Raw genomic sequence first — 19,479 nt, forward strand, 5'->3', positions numbered from 1 at the left:
CTCGTCAAAGGGGTGGACGCCGGGTCGTGCGAGGCGTCCGTCGCGTGGTTCACGGGGCGAAGCGCACCCGTGGCCACGGCGGCCCCCTGCGGACGAGAACGTGGTCGAGCAGATCGCGGGCCACGGTCGCGGGCGCCGCCTCGGCGCTCCGCCGCCGGGGAACCCCGCCACGCCGCCGCGCCGGAGTGCCCCACCACCGGCGTACCCACCGCGCCACCGCCGCGCGTACGGACTCGGCGAACCGGCCGAGTGCCGAGGGCAGCGCCGCCAGCCGGTCGTCCGCGACGTACAGCAGCACGGCGACGGCCAGGGCCGCCACCGTGTGCGCGGCGAGCATCACCCCGGAGTCCACGACGGGGCCATGGCCGGTGGCGCTGCGCGGCTCCATGCCGTGATGCCCGGCGGCGAGGCCACCGGCGGGGCCGGTGACGGTCAGCCACTCATGCGCCGCCACCTGGACCGCGAGCGTGGCCGCCACGACGCCGGGCAGCGAACGGGGCCGACCCGCCCACGGCAGCGCGGCGAGGAAGGCCACGGCCAGCGCCGGGAGCAGGGCGGCCCAGGACACCGGCTGCCGCGACGCGACGTGGTGCGCGACGGCGGCCAGCGCGACACCGGTGACCGAGAACACGCCGGAGCGGACCACGCGCGCGTGGACATCAAGGCCCGTGGCGGGCCCGGCGCCCGTGGTCCTCGCCATGTCACGCCGTCCGTGGCGGCGAGGCTGCCGGTGTGTGCATCACACCGTCTGGATACGTACGTCCTCGGCCGGCTGTTCAGGCGATCCGGCCGGCCGGGACGGGGTGTCGCGGCGGCGGCGTCGGAGGCCGACGGCCACGGCCGCGCAGGCGGCCACCGCGAAGGCCGCCTCCGGGGCGGGGCCCAGGCGGGTGGCGAGCGTGGTGGTCGTGCGCAGCGGGACGGTGCCGGTCAGCACGGCACGGGTCCACGGTCCGGTGGACTGGGTGACCTTGCCGTCCGGGGCGATGATCGCGCTGATGCCGGTGGTGGAGGCGACCAGCACCGCGCGATCGTGCTCGACGGCCCGCAGCCGGGACATGGCGAGCTGCTGCTCCGGCTCGGCGATGTTGCCGTCGCGCATATAGGTGGCGTTGTTGGTCGGGACCGCGAGGAGGTTGGCTCCGGTGCGGACGGCGCCGCGGACCTGGCTGTCGTACGCCACCTCGTAGCAGATCGACTCCGCCAGCCGTACGCGCCCGGCGTCCAGCCGCACCGGGTGGTCACCGGCGATGAAGTCGCGCGGGATGAGCTGGAGTTTGCCCAGGCCGCCGATGACATCGCGCAGCGGGATGTACTCGCCGAACGGCACCAGGTGCTGCTTGGTGTAGTAGCGCCCGGGACCGCTGTCGGGCAGCCACAGCAGCCCGGTGTTGCGGATCCGGTCGCCGGGCGCGTCGAGGATCGCCCCGACCACGAGCGGGGCGCCGAGATCGGCCACGAGGCCGGAGATCCGGTCGTGCAGCGAGGGGTCGGTGCGCGGGTCGGTGTCGCTCGCGTTCTCCGGCCACAGCACGAGGTCGGGCCGGGGCGTGCGCCCGGCCCGTATGTCGCGGGCGAGTTGCCGGGTGGCGGCGATGTGGTTCTCGGCGACCTGCTCCAGGCGGGCCTGCTCCTCCATGTTCCGGGCGCGGGGCACATTGCCCTGCACCACGGCCACCCGCGCCCGTGACCCCTGATCCGCCGAGGGCGGGGTGGGGATCAGCAGGGCCCCGCCGGCGCAGGCGCCCACGGCCGCCACAAGCCCCGCGGCCGCCAGGCGACGCGGGCCGGGACGGCTGGTCACCAGCGCGGCGAGGCTCCCCGCCACCAGGGCGACCACCGCGCTGACGGCGGGCGCGCCGCCGACCGACGCCCACCCCAGCGCCGGGGAATCGGCCTGGCTGAACGCCAGCCGCCCCCACGGGAAGCCGCCGAGCGGCACCCGGGAGCGCACCGCCTCGGCGGTCACCCACCAGCAGGCGGCCCACAGCGGCCAGCCCGGCAGCCGGCCGAAGGCCGGGACGGCGCAGCTGAGCAGGCCGAGCAGCAGCGCCTGGGCGATGCTCAGCGCCAGCCAGGGCAGCACGCCGAGGTTGCTCAGCCACCACAGCAGCGGGGTGAAGAACGCCAGCCCGAAGAGTGTGCCGAGCCGGAAGGCGGCGCGTGGCCGGCGGTGCCGCAACACGGCGAGCAGCAGGGCCGGGCCGACCGCGGCGGCCGGCCACAGCCCGATCGGCGGGAAGGCGCTGCCGAGGAGCAGGCCGCCCGCGACGGCCGCCGCCGGGTCGCGCCACCGCGTCCGAAGGCGTATGAGGTCGGCGCGGCTCAGCGCCGTCGTCAAGCGGGTCATGGTCTGTCCTCCATCGAGTGTGCTTCACCGTCGGCCGGTGGAGCGGGCGTTGCGGCCCGCGCTCCCGGCTTCCGCGCGTCGCCTCGCCCGGCCCGCGCCATCCGGATCCTTTCATCGCGGGCATGGAGGCTCGCCAGGTAGGCGTTGTAGGCGGCCAGCGGGTCGCCCGCGTCGCCGCGGTCGATCCGGCGGTCGACGCGGCGAGCCTCGCGGGCATCAGAGCGTACCCATTGGACGGCGAGGATGATCGTGGTGATCAGCACGGGGATGTCGCCGGTCGCCCAGGCGATGGCGCCCGCGTTGTACTGGTCGTCGGCGAGCGAGGCGCCCCAGGGGCGGTCGAGCGCCGTCCACCAGCCCGCGCCGATGAGGTCGGTGGAGCTCATCAGCGAGATGCTGAACCAGGAGTGGAACGGCATCGTGAGGATCATCACGAACAGCTTGGCGAGATACGGGATGCGGTGCGGACCGGGATCGACGCCGATGATCACCCAGAAGAACAGCAGCCCGACGGCCAGGAAGTGCACCAGCATCGCCAGATGGCCGTAGTGGCTGCGCATCAGGAACGCGAACAGCGGGGTGTAGTAGACCGCGAAGGCGCTGCCGATGAACAGCACCCCGGCCACCACCGGATGTGAGATCACCTTGACGTAGCGGCTGCCCAGCACCGCCGTGAGCAGCTCGCGCGGCCCGCGCCGGCCGCCCTTGGGGGCGGCGGGCAGGGCGCGCAGCGCGAGGGTCACCGGGGCGCCCAGCACCAGCAGGATCGGCGCCGTCATCGCCAGCGTCATGTGCTGGCCCATGTGCACGCTGAACAGCACCTTGCCGTAGGTGCCCAGGCCGCTCATGGTCGCGACCACGACGACCGCCAGACCCGCCAGCCACGAGACGGTACGGCCCACCGGCCAGGTGTCGCCACGCGCCCGCAGCCTGCGCACCCCGGCCAGATAGGCGAGCGCCAGGGCGGCGGTGGCGAAGCCGAACACCCCGTCGAACCGCCACTCGGTGAACAGCGGTGTCCAGGGGAAGCCCCCGAGCGGGGCAGGCATCGGGAAGCCCAGCAGCTCCCGGACCGGGTCGTACGACTCCGGCGCCCGCGCCGGGGCCGGGGTGCGCGAGAGCCCGGCCGCGAGGCCGACCGTGGCCGCAAGCAGCAGCAGTTCGGCCGCGGCGAGCCGGGCGAACGCCGCCCGTCGCCCCGCCTCCAGCGCGGGGAGGGTACGCCTGCGATGCCGGGCGCCGCAGGCGGCGAGGGCGATGAGCGCGGCGGTCTTGGCGAGGAGCAGCAGCCCGTAGCGGGTGGTGAACAACTGCCCCGGGGCTGCCAGGCGGATGAGCCCGTTCACCGTGCCGGTGGCGGCCACGGTGCCCAGACACCAGGCGGCCAGCGGGCTGAACCGCCGCACGGCCGCCACCGTGTGGGACGGGGCCCGCAGGGCGGTGGCGGTGACGGCCGCCAGCCCGCCGGTCCACACCGTGGCCGCGAGCACATGGGCCGCGAGTGCGATGACGGCGGCGTCATGGTTGCCGGCAGCGGCCGAGTGGCCGGCGAACGCCGGTGGCACCAGCCCGGCGAGCGCCAGGCACAGTCCCCACCGCGCCGTGCCTTGCGTGGTGACCCCGGGCAGCGCGGTGGCGAGCACGAGCGCGGCCGCCGCCGTCAGCGCGAGGGCGGTCCCCTGCGGGGTGTTGACCGCGACATCGGCGAGCACGGTCGGGTCGAGGACGTCGGCGGGCGGCTGGGCCAGCAGATCGGAGGCGGTGAACACCAGCCCCGCCAGGGTCGCCAGCAGCCACCCGCCCGAGGACACCGCCGCGAGGGCGAGCACCCGCATCCGCCGGGCGCCCAGCCGCCGCCCGCCACCGGGCGCCAGGACGGCGACCAGCAGCAGCGCGCCGACGGTGCACACCGCGGCGAGGTCCGCGGCGGTGCGCGCCAGCGGCAGCCCCCAGGCCGTGACCGGCCCCGCGTCCGGCAGCCCGGGGACGGCCTCGGGGACGGCGCCGCCGAACCGTACGGCCGCCAGCAGCGCGCCCGTCGCGGCCAGCAGCGCGGCCGCGGCCAGCAGCGGAGGACGGAGGAGGACCTTGCGCACGAGGGGCTCAATTGCCATGGCGGAACCCCCTCTTGCGCACCGCGTACGTGATGCCGCCCGCGCCCGCGAGCACCGCTGCCGCCCCGGCGGCCACCGGGAGCGCACCGGGGCCGGAGGACTGATCCGCGTCATCCGCCTCGGCCGAGGCGGACGGGGCGGCTGAAGCGGGGCGGGACCGCGAGGGCCGGGGGACCGGAGCCGTCGTACCGGCGGCGGCCACGGTGAAGCTGTAGCTGCCCGACACCGGGTGGCCGTCGGCGGAGACCACCCGGTAGCCGACGGTGTACCGGCCCGCCGGCAGCTCGGCCGTCAACGCCTGGGACACGGTGCGGCCGTCGACCTTCGGCGCCCCCGTGGTGACGGAACGGCCGGAGGCGCCGGTGACCGCGACGCGGCTGTAGCGGGCGTCCATGGGGTCGTTGAAGGACAGCGAGACCCGGGCGGGCGAGGCGGCGACGGTGGCGCCGTCGTCCGGGGCGCTGCCGGTCAGCCCGGTGTGCGCGGCGGCGGGCGGCGCGGTGACGACCGAGACGGGCGCGGCGCAGATCAGCAGCCCGGACACGGCGGCTGCTCGCGTGATGCGTGCGATGGACATGAAGTGCCTTGGTCTCCGGCCGCGAACACGGCCGGGGTCGGCGGCCGGGCACGCGGCGGCCGCCACGCCGGTTCAGACCGGGCAGGCACCGCCGCCCGGCACCGGCCGGAGCGAAAGCGGGACACGCGGGATCACGCGGCGGTGCGGCGGGGCGCGCTCACCGCGGCGCGGCGGGGCCCGGAACGCGACGGCGGTACGGCCGGGATCGCCGACGGGCACCAGCGGCAGCCGCCCCAAGGCCCGCACCGGGCCCGGCAGACGCAGCGCGAGCCGCTGGCGCGCGGCGGCGGCCAGCGTACGGAGCGGCCGCAGCGTCACCTCCGCGACCCCGAGCAACCGGGCGGCGAGCACGACGGTCACCGCGTGACCGGCCGTCACCTCCCAGGACGGATGGCCGGCCCCGGCGCCGTACGCGGCGGGCAGCGTATAGCCGAGGTGGAAGGCCGCCTGGGCACCGCCGAGCGCGACCAGCGCCCGCTCGGGTGCGGGCGAGCGCCGGGCGGTCAGCAGGAAGCCGAGCAAGGTGACCGAGGCGCCGCAGCCCACGGCGGCGGCCGCCGGAAAGGTCCCCGCGCGGACGCATCGACCGAGCAGCGGGAGCAGCACGGTCAGGGCGGCGAGCAGGGGCGCGCCGATCAGCGGCCGGGCGGCGCCCGGCGCCACACGGCATCGGGTCAGTCGCATCGCGCCACAGCCTTCTCAAACCACCCAGTCCGCCGCGCCCTTGCCACCGGGCGCGGGCCCGCGAGAGCGCAGCCTATCCCGCGGGGTCCTGACCGCACGCGGGCAGGGGCCGGGCGGTCAGGGCTTCGGCCGCTCGCGTCCGGCCGCGTCGGCCGTCATGTCCTGGGTGCCGATGACGGAGAGCAGTTCCAGCCGGGCGGCGCCCTCGGTGCCTGGCGGGGCGCTGAACCACAGCAGGCGTTGGCGTCCGTCCTCGCTGAACAGACTGTGGCAGTCCAGCTCGATGACGCCCAGCGCGGCGTGGACGATGCGTTTGCGGTCGACCCGCCGCAGGGCGACGTCCCGGGTGTCCCAGAGGGTGGCGAACTCCTGGCTGTGCCGGCGCAGCGCGGCAACCATCCGGCCCACCTCGGCGTCACCGGCGCGCCGGGCCGCGACCGCCCGCAGGTCGGCGACGAACACCCGGGAGTGGTGGGGGTGGTCCTCGGGCGGGTAGACCGTGCGGGCTTCCGGGTCGGTGAACCAGCGGTGGACGAAGCTCGCCGCGCGGCCGCGCACCGCCGGGGGCCGGCCGAGCAGCGCGACGGCCAGGGGGTTCTGCACAAGGGTTTCGTGCAGATCGGTGATGACCTGGGCGGGGGTGGTGGTGAGCCGGTCCAGCAGGCCGAGCAGGCCGGGCTGGACATGCGCGCTCGGGCCGTGTGTCGCGGGCGGGGCCGGCCGGTCCGTCAGGTGGAACAGGTGGTCCCGCTCGTCACCGTTCAGCCGCAGCGCCCGGGCGAGCGCGGCCAGCACCTGCGCCGAGGGCTGGGCGCCCCGCCCGCGCTCCAGCTCGGTGTAGTAGTCCGCGGACAGCCCGGCCAGCTGGGCGACCTCCTCGCGCCGCAGCCCCGGCACCCGGCGCCGGGGCCCGCTGGGCAGTCCGACGTCGGACGGGCGGATCCGGTCGCGCCGGGACTTCAGGAACGCTGCGAGTTCGGCATGGTTCACAGGCCCCATCGTCCCGCGCCCCGGCGCGCCGATCCAGGGGACGGCAACCCCAGGGTGGGGTCAGCCCTGGCCGGCCCGGGAGCACCGGCGCACGCTGGAGACACAAGCGGGGAAGCCACGGCACCCGACGCCGTGTCCCCGCTCCACGACCGAACGTCTCCCAGGAGTCCCCATGCCCCCCGAGGAAAACGCGCCGACCCGTGTCGCCATCGTCACCGGCGGTTCCCGTGGAATCGGCCGCGAAGCCGTGACCAGGCTGGGCGCCGACGGATACTCCGTCGTGGTCGGATACGCGGGCAACCGCGAGCTGGCCGAGGCCGCCGTCAAGGAGATCGCCGCCGTCGGCGGCAGGGCGATCGCCGTCCAGGCCGATGTCGCCGAGGAAGAGCAGGTGGCGGCGCTCTTCGACGCCGCGGAGGCCGAGTACGGCGGTGTCGACGTCGTCGTCCACGCGGCCGGCCGGATGTATCTGGCCCCCGTCGCCGACCTCGACCTGGCGAAGCTCGACGCGCTGCACCGCACCAACATCCGCGGAACCTTCGTCGTCGCCCAGCAGTCGGCCCGCAGGATCCGCCGTGGCGGGGCGCTGGTCACGTTCTCCACGTCCGTGGTGGGTCTGGCCCTGCCCGGCTACGGGGCGTACAGCGCGAGCAAGGGCGCCGCCGAGGCACTCACCATGATCCTCGCGCGCGAGCTGCGCGGCCGGGACATCACCGTCAACACCGTCGCCCCCGGCCCCACCGCCACCGATCTGTTCCTCGAGGGCAAGGACGAGGAGACCGTCGCCCGGATGGCCGCCATGCCGCCACTGGAGCGGCTCGGCACCCCCGCCGACATCGCGGAGGTCGTGGCCTTTCTCGCCTCGCCGGCCGGCCACTGGGTCAACGGCCAGGTCATCCGCGCCAACGGCGGCATCGTCTGACGGCCACGGCACACCCGTCCCGTTCACCCCGCACACCCGTCCCACACACCGGAAGAGAGTCATCATGCCGTTCGCGAACTTCAAGGTCCCGGCCGGAAGCCTCGACGAGAAGCAGAAGGAGCGGATCGTCACCCGCACCACCGAGCTGTACGTCGAGATCTACGGGGAACGCGCCCGCGCCAACACCATGGTTCTGGTCGAGGAGGTCACGGACGGCGGCTGGGGGATCGGCGGCGACGTCCTGACCCTCGCCATGCTCCAGCGGCACCCCGAAGGCTGACGCGCCGGCGGCGCCGGGCCCGTACCGGCACGGTCCGCGGACCTCGCGCCCCGCGGACCGCCCGGTGGCGTACGGCGGTCGCGTGGGCGCGGGCCCGGGGCATGGCCTCGTTCAGCAGGTGTTGTTCGTCTGGGTGAGCAGTCCAAGACGCCAGGGGAGCTGCGAGTAGTCACCGCCGGCCGAGGGGTTCATGCCCTGGTAGAGGAATTGCAGCCGACAGGAGTTGATGGTCATGGTCTGGTCGTTTCCGGTCCGGATGAGTTCGCCGTGGCTGATGTCCTGGGTCCAGGCGCCGGACGGGAAGGACACGTTGTTGCTGCGGGCGAACGGATTGGCCTCGGTGGCGGCCAGCGGCTGCCACTGGCCGGTGAGTCCCTGGGCGGTGAAGGAGCGGTAGTACCGCCTGCCGTTGCTGCCGATGGCCTCCATCATCAGCAGGTAGGTGTTGGTGCCCTGGACGCGGTAGACGGCGTCGCCCTCGAACAGGGCGAACTTGGAGTCCTGAAGCACGAGTTGGCTGTTGCGGAAGTTGTTGGGGAACTCGCCGACGGTGGTCTCCGAGCGGAACAGATGGCCGTTGTCGTCCGAGGAGAACAGGTAGCACATGGTGTCGTCGCAGATGACCCAGTAGTCGAGGGTGTTGGCCGGGGCGCCGTTGGTGAAGGTCCTGGGCGTCGACCAGCTCTTGGGGTTACCGGGGTCGGTGCTGGTGGAGTACGACGGCGGGCCGGTCTGGTACACCAGGTACCACAGCCCCTTGGGCGCGAAGTAGAACACCTGGGGAGCGGCGGCGTAGCGGGTGCCGATGTTGGGGTTGGTGTCCAGATAGGTCAGCGGGGCCGAGCCCGCCTGCGACCAGTCGGTGAAGCTGGTGTACGCCATGCTCCAGGCGCCCGAGGTGTTCGCGGTCGTCATGAAGACGTGCCACTTGCCGTTCGCCTGGATCACCGTCGGGTCCTTGACGGAGACGACGGGGTGGGCGGCGTCGGGCTTGGGGGCGAGCAGCGGGCCGGTGGAGGACCACTGGAAGCTGCTCGGCAGCGCGGCGGCGGCCTTCGGGGCCGCCTGGGTGTCCCGGCCCGCCGCGGAGGACGACTCCATGGGGATGGCGAACAACGACATCGCCAGGCCCAGCAGGAGGACGAGGGCCGCGTGGCAGGGGCGCGGGTGTGAGCGTTGTCGCGGTGGAAGCATGGGGGGCTCCAAGAGACGGCCGGGGCCCGCCGCACGAACACCAGGTGCTCCCTTGCGGGTCCGGAACGGTGGCGCGTGGGGAGGGCCTTACCGGAACGGATGACGCGGGCGCTGTCGTGCTCGGCCTGTCCCGGCGCGGGGTGGCGGCGGACACAGACCCCTGTCCCCGACCCGGTCCGTTCGATATGTCGAATCATGGCCGGGCCTTCGGACGTCAAGGATGATAGGCGAAGCGCCGACGGCGTCAATACCTCTCGCACCACCCGGCCCACCGGCCCCGCGGCTCGCGGTCCGGCCGGAACCGGCGAGCACGCCCGGGGCGCGCTCGCCGGCGGGCCGCTCAGCAGCAGGCGGGGCGAACCAGGGCCAGGTCCGGCGGCACGCCCTGGGCCGTCCGGGCGGCCGTCGCCGCGGACTTGCCGCCCCGCGCGGAGGCGGCGCGCCCCGTCTTCGACCCCGACGCCACCAGGTCGTCCACCGTGTGCACCACGCCGCCGAGCACCACCTGCCGCACCGCCGCGGCCGCCTGGATGTCGCTCAGCGGGTTGCCCTCCACCAGCACCAGATCGGCGAGCTTCCCCGGCTCGATCGTGCCCAGATGAGCGCTCATGCCCAGCGCCCGCGCGCCCGTCACGGTGGCGGAGCGCAGCGCCTGGTACGGGCTGGCGCCGTACCGCACCATCGTCTGGAGGTTCAGGTGGTAGTAGACCGCGGGGGGCACCAGCGGGCTGTCGGTGCCGACCCCGACCCGCGCCCCGCCCTCCAGCAGCCGGTGCAGCGTCGCCCCGTGCCGGGCGGTGAACGCCAGCTCGTCGGCCGGCTCGTTCTGCTGCGCGTCGGCCACTCCCGTACGGAACTGCTCGTACTCCGCCTCCATCATCAGCGACGTCAGCCGCCGGTCGCCGACCGCCCACCCGGCGTACCGGTACAGCGCGGCGCGGGTGGCGGACAGGCCCGCGCCGGACAGCCCCAGCGTCGGGGTGAAGACCATGCCGGAGGCGATGAGCGGCTCGGTCACGTCCTGGTGGGTGTGGCCGAGGTGGGTCTCCTTCTGGCGGCGGCCGTAGCGGCTGGTGCCGCCGATGTGTTCGACGCCGTCGGCGCCGAAGCCGAGCGGACCGAACAGGTAGTGGGAGGTGGCGGGCAGGCCGAGGCGGTGCACCGCCCGTACGGCGGCGCGCTGTAGCGCGTACGGCAGCCGCACATAGGCCTTCAGCAGGTCGTGACCGAGCGCCTCGGCCTTGGCCACCTCCCGCGTCAGCTCCTCCTCGCTCGTGATGGGGCGGCCGACGGCGTAGAAGGAACGGGAGCCCTCGAGCGCGTTACCGGCCGCGAAGAGGCGTGGCCCGATGCGGCGTCCGGCGTCGATGGCCTCCTTGACCTCGACCGATTCATAGTGCGGACCGCCCGGGGAGCGCAGCGTGGTGACGCCGAAGGACAGCCACAGCTTCGTGGTCTCGGCCATCAGCCAGGGCGCGTGCTCGTGGAGGGCGATCAGGCCGGGCAGCGCGGTCAGCTCGCGGGCGTCGACGGTGCGGTCCCCGTCGACGGAACCGCGCTCCACGACCCGCTCGACGCGGTTGTCCTTGATGACGATGTCCACGTCGTGCCGCAGGGTCTCGGCCGTGCCGTCCCAGACCGCCCCCACCTGCACGACGGTGCGCCCGGACTGCTTGGCCTGGCGCCAGGTCAGCCTGGTCGGGACCGTGGTCGCGCGGCCCGTGCGGGCGTCGGCGAGGCGCAGCCGGCCGTCGGAGAGATAGAGCAGGGAGCGCGAGTCGGCGCTCCAGCTGGGGCAGTCGGCGGTCTCGCCGTTCAACTCGCGGGCGGGGCCGGTCGGCCGGCCGGCCGGGTCGAGGGCGCTGAGGTGCACGGTGCCGCCGACGATGTACGCGGTGTACCGGCCGTCGGGTGAGTGGACGGGCCCGGCGTCCATGGTGTTCGCGAGGGACTTCCCCGGCACCGGCTCGTCGTAGCGGGTCTCGCCGCCGGCGAGGTCGACGGTCAGGATGCGGTTGGCGCCCTCGCGGTAGCGGGGCGTGGCGGGCACCAGCGCGGCGCACGACAGCTTGGTGCCGTCGGCGGAGAAGGCGGGCCTGCCGCCCCAGGCCACGGTGCGTACGGCGCCGGAGGCGACATCGACGGTCTGCATGATGCTGGACCAGAAGGAGAACGCGACGGTCTTGCCGTCGGGGCTGAAGACCGGCCAGGTCAGCTGGCCCTGAAGGTCGGTCAGCTGCCGGTCCTCGCCGCTGTCGAGGTCGTGGAGCCACAGGTTGGTCGTGGCGCCGCCACCCCGGTCGCTGACATACACCAGGGTGGACCCGTCGGGGTGCCAGGCGAGGCCGCTGTTGATGTTCCCGTCGGAGATCACGGCCTTGGGCGTGGAACCGATGCGGCCGACCCAGATGTCGCCGAGCGCGGCGAAGGCGTACCGGCTGCCGTCGGGCGACAGGCACGGGCTGACGATGCCCTTGACCTCGCGCGGCGCGGTGGAGTCGAAGTCCCGCGGGGCGGGCCGCTCCGGGACGCGTGGCACGGTGAGGTGGGCGGTGAAGGGGATGTCCCTGACCGAGGCGCCGGTGAGCGACCGGCGGCGGATCTTTCCGTCGGCCGTGTAGAACACCTCGTCGCCGGAGATCCAGCGCGCGGCGAACGGGAACACCTCCTCGCCGTCGTCGGAGACATCCGTCCCGTCCACGACGAGGGTGGCGGCCGACGAGGTGAGGTGGACATACGCCAGCCTGGTGCCGTCGGGGGACAGGGACGGCCCCGCCACCCGCCCCTTGGCGACGGCGACGAGCTCGGTGCGCTCGCCGTCGGCATCGACCTGGACGACGGCCTGCGGGGCGTCGCCCTTGCCGCTGGTGAAGACGATGGCCTTCCCGTCGGGACGCCAGTAGGGCTGCGCCTCCTGCGCGGTGGCGTCCGCCCCGGAGGCCCACAGCCTGCTCTCGCCGGTGTCGAGGTCGAGGACGTGGATGGCGTAGCGCCCCTCCGTCTCGCCCGCGTAGGCGATCCGCTTGCCGTCCGGGGAGAAGCGCGGCTCGCGGTGGTCGGCGCTGCCCTTGGTGAGCTGCCGGGCCCCGGTGCCGTCGGCGCGGGCGAGCCAGAGATGGAAGTTGCCGTCGGCGTACGACTGGTAGACCAGATGGCGGCCGTCGGGCGAGAAGTCGGGCTCGGTCGCCTCGTGGTCGATGTCGGTGAGCCGGCCGGCCTCACCGCCGTCGGCCGGGACCGTCCAGAGCAGGTTGAGCAGGTCCAGTACGACGGTCCGGCCATCGGGGGAGAGCGCGGCGGAGGCGTTGGTGGCCTGGCTGACGCTGATCCGCCGGGTGTCGCCCTTCGCCTCCGCCGTGCCCCGCGCGGTGGACGCCGCGGCCGCCTCGGTCTCGATCCCGGCCAGGGTGCCGCCCAGCCACAGACAGCCGGCCCCGACCGCCGCCTGGCCGCTCCGCTGGATGAGTGTTCTGCGTGACAACTCCAACGCCGTGTCCCCCTAGGCTCGGTCACTTGCCCGGTCACGGTGTGAATGACCGGCGCAGGCACGGTGGCACATGGGTCTGAACCCGGTCTAAACGCACGATCGGTGCGCCTGTGCGCCATGCACAGAGCCCGTCCGCCGACGCTGTCCAAGGTGCCGCCACCCTCGATGGAGAGGGTGAGTCGCCGCGGTGGTGAGGCCTGGGAGGACAGCGGATGAGTGCTGTGGATGAAGCGATGCAGGGGGCGGGGAACGGCCCGGTGGCGGGCGCGGCCCCGCCGCGCCCGATCGGGCACTGGTTCGAGGACATGCCGCTGCGGCGCGCGCATCTGCTCGCGGCGGCCGCGCTGTTCGTGGCCTTCGTCGGCGGTGGCGCTCGGCATGATCCCCGGGAGCGTCTCTCATCGGCTTGGGGTTCCTGGGTGATCCCGGGTGTTCGGGATCGTGCGGGAAGGTGACTCGGCCACGGTTGTCCCCGGGTGGGGGTGGTGTGGGCGTGGCGGTGAAAGCCTGCCCCGAGTCCGGCCCCGTCCGGCCGATGCCGTGCGGGGGTGCCGATCGTGTTCGGTCCCTGCTGCCGTGGACACCGCCGGCTGCGGCGGGTCGGGTGCGTGGGGGTCCGCCCCGCCGGACGCTTGCCACCCGGCCGCGCCCTGGCCGGGGTGCGGTTGTCGGGTGGGGTGGGGAGCCTGCGCCGCTTCCCGGGCACAGGGCGTTTTGCTGTGGGGCCGCTCTTGGTACGGTCCCGGGTCTGCTGCTGGACCGTGCCCGCCCGGTCCAGGGCCTCGACCACGCAGCGGATGACGAAGGTTCCGGCGGTGCGGTCGAGGCTGGTCTTGTGCTGGTGGGTGAGGCCGCGGGCGCCGATCCTCTGCCAGGCGGCGTTGTCCCGGCCGGTGCTGTACCCGCACGCATCGTTGGGGCAGGTCGCCCAGGCCCAGCCCGCCGCGGCCTCGGCGTCCCCGGCACAGGCCCCTGGGCGGGCGAGCGTGGGCAGGGTGTGTTGGTCGGACATGTGACGTCTCCTGCGAGCGCCGGGGGAGCGGTGCCACGCCGTCCCCCGGTTCTCTCAGACCCGGGCGTCGAGCGCGCTCACTGTGCCAGCTTCAGACCGGCCACGCAGCCGATGATGCCCACCAGCAACAGCAGCCTCAGCGGGGAGGCGGACTCACCGCCGAAGAGGATGGCGTACCCCGCGGTGAGCACCGCGCCGATGCCCACCCAGACCGCGTATCCGGTGCCCACGGGCACCGTTCGCAGCGCGTAGGCCAGGCCCGCCATGCTCAGTGCCAGGCCGGTGCCGAAGACCACGGTCGGCAGGGGGCGGCTGAACCCCTCGGACTTGCCCAGCGCCGTGGCCCACACGGCCTCGAGTACTCCGGACACCACCAGAACGATCCACGCCATGACGGACGACTCCTCGCGTCGTCTTGTCATGACTGGGTACGGCGCATCTCGTCCAGGAGCTGGTTGGGCTCTGCCCGCCATCATCGCACACGCGTTCAGGGCTGGAGGTCGGCGAGAAGCTTCTTCGCCGCCTCCAGCTTCGGCCCGTAGGCCGCGGGGTCCGTGGCGTTGAGTGCCGTGAAGATGTCCACGGCCTCCCGCGCCCGCACCAGCGCCTGGTCCCGCTGCCCGGAATAGCGCAGATACGGAATCGTCGGCCTTTGGTAGGCCTGGTACGCCTTCTTGCCGGCTTCGTAGACCGCGATGGCGGTGACGACGGGCGTGGTCATATCCGGTTGTCCCCACGGTGTGCCTGTACCCGGCAGCGGGCACGTCCGCGACCGGTCGTCCGCACGCGGGTCAGACGGCGCAGACCGGTTATTGAGTCCAAGTAAACAATAAAGCGGGACTGTATATGGCGGGTAATGAAAAAGGCCCCTACAAACCCTTAAGTGCGTCTAACAAGGCGCGGTGTGTGAACCCGCCCGGTACGGGCCCGGGGAAGCGGGCGCGGACAGGGCGGGCCGGTGCCGGACACCTTGACGTGTCCCGGGGGTGATGCATTGATGGGAGCGCTCCCAAATATTCGATCGCATAAGGCACCAGGCACTCACTCCTTGGAGTCGCAATGAGACGAAAGAGAAACCTGGCTGTCCTGCTGGCCGTATTGGCCGGTCTCCTCGGGATCGTGGGCCTCGGCCAGACCGCCCACGCCGAGTCGCGCGCCCGGCTGGCCACCGGCCTCCACATCAGCGACGGCCGTCTGCTGGAGGGCAACGGCAACGATTTCGTCATGCGCGGCGTCAACCACGCCCACACCTGGTACCCGGGCGAGACGCAGTCGCTGGCCGACATCAAGGCCCTGGGCGCCAACACCGTCCGCGTCGTCCTCTCCAACGGCCACCGCTGGACCAAGAACAGCGCCGAGGACGTGGCCGCCATCGTCGCCCAGTGCAAGGCCAACCGGCTCATCTGCGTGCTGGAGGTGCACGACACCACCGGCTACGGAGAGGAGTCCGCGGCCGCTTCGCTCGACCAGGCGGCCGACTACTGGATCGGCCTCAAGAGCGTGCTCACCGGCGAAGAGAACTACGTCGTCATCAACATCGGCAACGAGCCCTGGGGCAACACCAACCCCGCCGGCTGGACCGACCCCACCGTCGCCGCGGTGAAGAAGCTGCGCGCCGCCGGGTTCCAGCACACGATCATGGTGGACGCCCCGAACTGGGGCCAGGACTGGCAGGGCGTCATGCGGGCCAACGCGCGGACCGTCTACGACGCCGACTCCACCGGCAACCTGATCTTCTCGATCCACATGTACAGCGTCTATGACACGGCGCAGGAGATCACCGACTATCTGAACGCCTTCGTCACCGCCCGTCTGCCCATCCTCATCGGCGAGTTCGGCGGGCCCCCCGACCAGTACGGCGACCCGGACGAGAACACCATGATGGCCACCGCGCAGCAGCTGAAGCTCGGATATCTGGCCTGGTCCTGGAGCGGCAACACCGATCCCATCCTGGACATGACCACCGACTTCGACCCCAACAAGCTCACCGACTGGGGCAAGCGCGTCTTCAACGGCCCCAACGGCATCGCCGAGACCTCCCGTGAGGCCACTGTCTTCGGCGGCGGCTCGGGCGGCGACACCCAGGCCCCGACCGCCCCCGGCACCCCGGCCGCCTCCGCCGTGACGGCCACCTCCGCCACCCTCACCTGGCCCGCCGCCACCGACAACGTCGGCGTCACCGCCTACGACGTCGTCCGCGTCAGCGGCGGCACCGAGACGCGGGTCGCCACGTCGACCGGCACCACGGCGACCGTCACGGGCCTGACCGCGAACACCGCGTACACCTTCGCCGTCTACGCCCGGGACGCGGCCGGCAACCGCTCGGCCCGCTCGGCCACGGTCGGCGTGACCACGCAGCAGGGCGGCGGCTCCGGTGGAGCCTGCTCGGTCGGCTACCGCGTCGTGGGCGACTGGGGCAGCGGCTTCCAGGGGGAGATCTCCATCCGCAACACCGGCTCCGCCGCCATCAACGGCTGGACCCTGGGATTCTCCTTCGCCAACGGCCAGACCATCTCCAACATGTGGGGCGGCACGCCGCAGCAGAGCGGCGCCGCGGTGACCGTCACCCCCGCCGACTACACGGCCACCATCCCCGCCGCCGGTTCGGTCACCGTCGGCTTCACCGCCAACAGGGGCAGCACCAACTCCGCGCCGGCCGCCTTCACGCTCAGCGGCAGCGCCTGCGCCACCGGCTGACGTACGACGAGGAGGGCATGCCCGCGGCTGCCCCGCGGGCATGCCCTCCCCTGTCGGAATCGTCGTCGGCGGCCATCACGTTCCCGCGTCCGGCGGGCCGGCGCCGCCGCCCTTCGGAGGGGCCACCCGCTCGACCACGCCGTCCGGGAACCGGACCTCCACCGTGCCGTCCGGCATCAACCGGGCCCGGGCGCGGGAGCGTACGGCGTGGAGGTCGCGGCACACCGCGGGGTCGGCCGTGAGGACGACCAGGGTGACCAGCAGCCGGGTGGCGCCGGGGTGGCGTTCCAGGGTGAGCAGGGGAGTGGCCGAGTGGTGGCCGTAGGCGTTGTGGCCCCGCGCCCGCGCCACCTCGCCGCCGGGCGGTTCGGGCCCGTCCGCCCACCCGAGGAGACCCACGAGCGCGGTGGTCAGGCCGTCGGGGCGGCGGGCCAGCGCCCAGCCGGGGCCGGTGTCCACGGCCGGTGGAGCGGTGTCGCAGGCCACCGCCCAGCCGCCCTCCCGCACGGTGGTGCCGGGCGGGGCCTGGACGCTGTGCACCCGCACCTCCCAGGGACCGCGCACCACGCTGCCCGTGGCGATGGTGTGCCGCCCCCCGTCGCCGTCCGCGCCGAGCGGGGTGTGCCACGACGCCGCGCGACGGCCTTCGGTGTACAGCGGATGGATACGGCCCCGGCGGGACGGGCCCGAGGGGTACAGCAGCGTGATGTGGTTGTCGGGGCCGGGCGGTTCGTCGCCGGGCGGGGTCTCGGGCGCGGTGGCGGTGGAGTACCCGAGCCGGGTGTAGTGCGGGCTGTCCTGCGAGGGGGCGGGCGGGGGCGGCAGCCGGTCGCTGCCGTGGTTGACCAGGCGGACGATCCCGTCGGCGGCGGTGGAGTGCAGCAGCCACCCCGGGGCGGGCAGGGCGAGACACTGGTCGGCGGTGTCGACGGGGCCGGGTTCCTCCGTGGCCGTCCACACGGGGTGGTCGGCGGGCAGCAGCAGGCCGAGGAACGCCTTGCTCGCCCAGTAGGGGGAGGCGGGGCCGGAGTAGGGCTGGACGACCGGGAGATAAGGGCGGTACCAGCCCAGGCTCAGCAGGCCGTTCGCGTCGGGCGCGCCGTGGTCGGCGAAGTGTTTCAGGGCGCCCGAGGCCAGCCTGCGGGTGCGGCCGGGCGGCAGCGGGGTGGCGTCGGTGAGGGCGCCCGCCCACAGCGGCACGGTGGTGGCGTAGCGGTAGGTGAGGGAGCGGCCCTGGTGGACGGGGGCGCCGTCGGAGCCGAAGAAGTACTGGTGGGTGTCGAGGAACCGGCGCAGCCGGGCGCGGTGTTCGGCGACCAGGGCGGCGTCGGCGCGTGGCCCGGCGATGCGCGCCCACAGGGCGGGGTACAGATGCAGGGCCCAGGCGTTGTAGTAGTCGAACTTCCGGCCGTCGCCGTCGGTGTACCAGCCGTCGCCCCGGTACCAGTCGTCCAGGCGCGCCAGGCCCGCGTCGATCTCGGCGCGTTCGTGCGGCGCGTCGACCGAGGCGAGGAACTCCTCGGTGATGACCTGGAAGAGGCGCCAGTTGGAGTCGTTGGCGGTGGCGCCGACGAATCCGCCCAGCCACTCGGCGGTCCGCCCGCGTACGGCGTCGGGCAGCCGGTCCCAGATCCAGGGGCGGGTCTCGTGCAGGGCGATCGCGAGGGACGCGGCCTCCACCATGGGCTGGGCACGGTCGGCGATGGGGGGCCAGCGCTCCGGGTGGCGGGGGTCGGTGCCGGCGGCGAGACCGGCGGCGTAGCGCTCGATGAGCCCCTGGATCGCGGTGGAGCCTGGGGTGTCGGTTCCGCCGGCGCCGGCGATCCGGAAGGCGGCGAGCAGGAACGAGCGGGCGTAGCCCTCCAGCCCGTCCGACCACGGGCCGGAGTAGCTGGCCGGCCCGGGGAGCCGGTACTGGGCCAGGCCGGGGGAGGCATACGGGACGAGTGCGGTCAGCAGGCGGTCGGCGGCGGCCTCCCAGTGCGCGCGGGTGTAGCCCGTGTACGGCGAGAGCCGGGTGTCGGGGCGCGGCGGGTGGCTGGTGTCGACCGAGAGATGCGGCGCGGTCATGCCGGGTCGGGTCCTCCGTGTGTCACTGTGCGCGTTCGGGCGAGGGCGGTCCCACGCTGTCGCGTACGACGATGTGGGTGCCGAGCACCTGGTGGGTGTCGGCGGTCTCTTCGGGATCGCGCAGGGCCATCCGTACCGCGACCCGCCCCAGTTCCTCGGCGGGGGTGTGGACGGTGGTCAGCGGGGGGCTGAAGTCCTGGGCGAGTGGGATGTCGTTGTAGCCGACGAGGGAGATGTCGCCGGGGACGCGCAGGCCCGCCTCGGCGATGGCCCGCAGCGCTCCGGCGGCGACCATGTCGTCCCCCGCGAACACCGCGGTGAACTCCGGTCCGTCTTTGAGCAGTTCGGTCATCGCACGGTGTCCGGCGGCGCGGCCGAGGCCGCAGTCGACCACGTGTGCGGCCTCGGGCGGCAGGCCGTGTGCGGCGAGCGCGGCGCGATAGCCGGCGACCCGGGCGTCCAGGGCCGTGTTCCCGGGCAGCCCGCCCAGGAACACGATCCGCCGGTGCCCCGTGGAGACCAGGTGGCCGGTGATGGCCCTGGCGCCGGCCTCGTTGTCGAACTCGACGACGAGCGCGGGGATGTCAGGGTCGGGCGCGGGCCGTCCGCACAGCACCAGCCGGGAGCCCGCGGCCGCCAGGGCGTGGGCGTAGTGGGCCACGCGCTCCCGATAGGCGTCGTCCTCCACGACGCCGCCCGCCAGGATCACCACGCTGGCGCCCTCCTCCCGCATGAGCTGCACGAACTCCAGCTCCCGCTGCGGGTCGCCCCCGGTGCTGCCGACCAGACACAGCCGGCCGTGCGCCGTCGCCTCGGCCTCGACCCCCTCGGCGACCTTCGCGTAGAAGGGGCTGGTGACCTGGCGCAGCACGACGGCGACCATCTTGCGGCCGCCGCCCACCAGCGCGCGGGCATGCGCGTTGGCCACGTAGTCCAGGGCCCGCGCGGCGCGGAGCACCCGGGTGCGGGTGGCGGGCGGCACCGGGTGGTTGCCGCTCAGCGCGCGGGAGACGGTGGCCGCGGACACGCCCGCCCGCTCCGCCACATCGCGGATCGTGGCCCGCCCCCTTGCCGCCATGCCGTTCCCTCATCTCCTCGCGCC

At 73.9% G+C, this 19,479-nt stretch carries 16 protein-coding genes and 1 riboswitch; of the genes, 4 read left to right on the forward strand and 12 right to left on the reverse strand.

Annotated features, from left to right (window positions below; all coding sequences use genetic code 11):
• Nucleotides 1-49: 49 nt before the first annotated feature.
• From ABTY62_RS03050 to ABTY62_RS03075, 6 genes are all read right to left on the reverse strand, one after another.
• Nucleotides 50-700, reverse strand: a complete 651-nt coding sequence (locus ABTY62_RS03050) for a hypothetical protein (RefSeq protein ID WP_352127590.1) — start codon at nt 698-700, stop codon at nt 50-52.
• Between the two features lie 39 nt (nt 701-739).
• Nucleotides 740-2,350, reverse strand: coding sequence for an apolipoprotein N-acyltransferase (gene lnt, locus ABTY62_RS03055; protein WP_352127591.1), 1,611 nt, complete (start codon nt 2,348-2,350; stop codon nt 740-742).
• Complete coding sequence (locus ABTY62_RS03060) at nt 2,347-4,464, reverse strand: bifunctional copper resistance protein CopD/cytochrome c oxidase assembly protein (RefSeq protein ID WP_352127592.1); 2,118 nt, start codon at nt 4,462-4,464, stop codon at nt 2,347-2,349. Before ABTY62_RS03060 ends, lnt begins: the two co-directional genes overlap by 4 nt.
• On the reverse strand, nt 4,454-5,041 hold the full coding sequence (locus tag ABTY62_RS03065; protein WP_352127593.1) for a copper resistance CopC family protein: 588 nt from the start codon (nt 5,039-5,041) through the stop codon (nt 4,454-4,456). The genes ABTY62_RS03060 and ABTY62_RS03065 overlap by 11 nt, the downstream gene beginning before the upstream one ends.
• Nucleotides 5,042-5,113: 72 nt before the next feature.
• The gene (locus ABTY62_RS03070; RefSeq protein ID WP_352127594.1) at nt 5,114-5,725 is read right to left on the reverse strand and encodes a hypothetical protein; all 612 of its coding nucleotides are present in this window, start codon (nt 5,723-5,725) and stop codon (nt 5,114-5,116) included.
• A 117-nt stretch (nt 5,726-5,842) separates the two neighbouring features.
• Entirely contained in the window at nt 5,843-6,715 is an 873-nt protein-coding gene (locus ABTY62_RS03075) for an MmyB family transcriptional regulator (RefSeq protein ID WP_352127595.1), read from the reverse strand.
• Between the two features lie 172 nt (nt 6,716-6,887).
• On the opposite strand from ABTY62_RS03075, the gene ABTY62_RS03080 reads away from it, so the two are divergent.
• Both ABTY62_RS03080 and ABTY62_RS03085 read left to right on the forward strand, forming a co-directional pair.
• The gene (locus ABTY62_RS03080) at nt 6,888-7,637 is read left to right on the forward strand and encodes an SDR family oxidoreductase (RefSeq protein WP_352127596.1); all 750 of its coding nucleotides are present in this window, start codon (nt 6,888-6,890) and stop codon (nt 7,635-7,637) included.
• 64 nt (nt 7,638-7,701) lie between these two features.
• The gene (locus ABTY62_RS03085; RefSeq protein ID WP_311723285.1) at nt 7,702-7,917 is read left to right on the forward strand and encodes a tautomerase family protein; all 216 of its coding nucleotides are present in this window, start codon (nt 7,702-7,704) and stop codon (nt 7,915-7,917) included.
• Nucleotides 7,918-8,028: 111 nt separating this feature from the next.
• On the opposite strand, the gene ABTY62_RS03090 is transcribed toward ABTY62_RS03085, so the two are convergent.
• Both ABTY62_RS03090 and ABTY62_RS03095 read right to left on the reverse strand, forming a co-directional pair.
• A complete protein-coding gene (locus ABTY62_RS03090; RefSeq protein ID WP_352127597.1) occupies nt 8,029-9,111 on the reverse strand; it encodes a glycoside hydrolase family 62 protein in 1,083 nt (360 codons plus the stop codon).
• Nucleotides 9,112-9,451: 340 nt separating this feature from the next.
• Nucleotides 9,452-12,592, reverse strand: a complete 3,141-nt coding sequence (locus tag ABTY62_RS03095; RefSeq protein ID WP_352127598.1) for an amidohydrolase family protein — start codon at nt 12,590-12,592, stop codon at nt 9,452-9,454.
• Nucleotides 12,593-12,810: 218 nt separating this feature from the next.
• On the opposite strand from ABTY62_RS03095, the gene ABTY62_RS03100 reads away from it, so the two are divergent.
• Nucleotides 12,811-13,053 (forward strand): hypothetical protein, encoded by a 243-nt coding sequence (locus ABTY62_RS03100; RefSeq protein WP_352127599.1) that lies wholly within the window; start codon nt 12,811-12,813, stop codon nt 13,051-13,053.
• A 634-nt stretch (nt 13,054-13,687) separates the two neighbouring features.
• On the opposite strand, the gene ABTY62_RS03105 is transcribed toward ABTY62_RS03100, so the two are convergent.
• Both ABTY62_RS03105 and ABTY62_RS03110 read right to left on the reverse strand, forming a co-directional pair.
• Nucleotides 13,688-14,002 (reverse strand): DMT family transporter, encoded by a 315-nt coding sequence (locus tag ABTY62_RS03105; RefSeq protein ID WP_352127600.1) that lies wholly within the window; start codon nt 14,000-14,002, stop codon nt 13,688-13,690.
• 12 nt (nt 14,003-14,014) lie between these two features.
• Nucleotides 14,015-14,076: riboswitch (guanidine-III (ykkC-III) riboswitch) on the reverse strand.
• Between the two features lie 21 nt (nt 14,077-14,097).
• The gene (locus ABTY62_RS03110) at nt 14,098-14,331 is read right to left on the reverse strand and encodes a hypothetical protein (protein WP_352127601.1); all 234 of its coding nucleotides are present in this window, start codon (nt 14,329-14,331) and stop codon (nt 14,098-14,100) included.
• A gap of 338 nt (nt 14,332-14,669) precedes the next feature.
• On the opposite strand from ABTY62_RS03110, the gene ABTY62_RS03115 reads away from it, so the two are divergent.
• Nucleotides 14,670-16,307, forward strand: a complete 1,638-nt coding sequence (locus ABTY62_RS03115; protein ID WP_352127602.1) for a cellulase family glycosylhydrolase — start codon at nt 14,670-14,672, stop codon at nt 16,305-16,307.
• Between the two features lie 75 nt (nt 16,308-16,382).
• On the opposite strand, the gene ABTY62_RS03120 is transcribed toward ABTY62_RS03115, so the two are convergent.
• Nucleotides 16,383-18,377: a DUF2264 domain-containing protein gene (locus tag ABTY62_RS03120; RefSeq protein ID WP_352127603.1), complete on the reverse strand. Its 1,995-nt coding sequence runs from the start codon at nt 18,375-18,377 to the stop codon at nt 16,383-16,385.
• Between the two features lie 22 nt (nt 18,378-18,399).
• Entirely contained in the window at nt 18,400-19,455 is a 1,056-nt protein-coding gene (locus tag ABTY62_RS03125; protein ID WP_352127604.1) for a LacI family DNA-binding transcriptional regulator, read from the reverse strand.
• Nucleotides 19,456-19,479: the final 24 nt, after the last annotated feature.

The sequence above is a fragment of the Streptomyces sp. NPDC097640 genome (assembly GCF_040302705.1).
Lineage (GTDB): Bacteria > Actinomycetota > Actinomycetes > Streptomycetales > Streptomycetaceae > Streptomyces.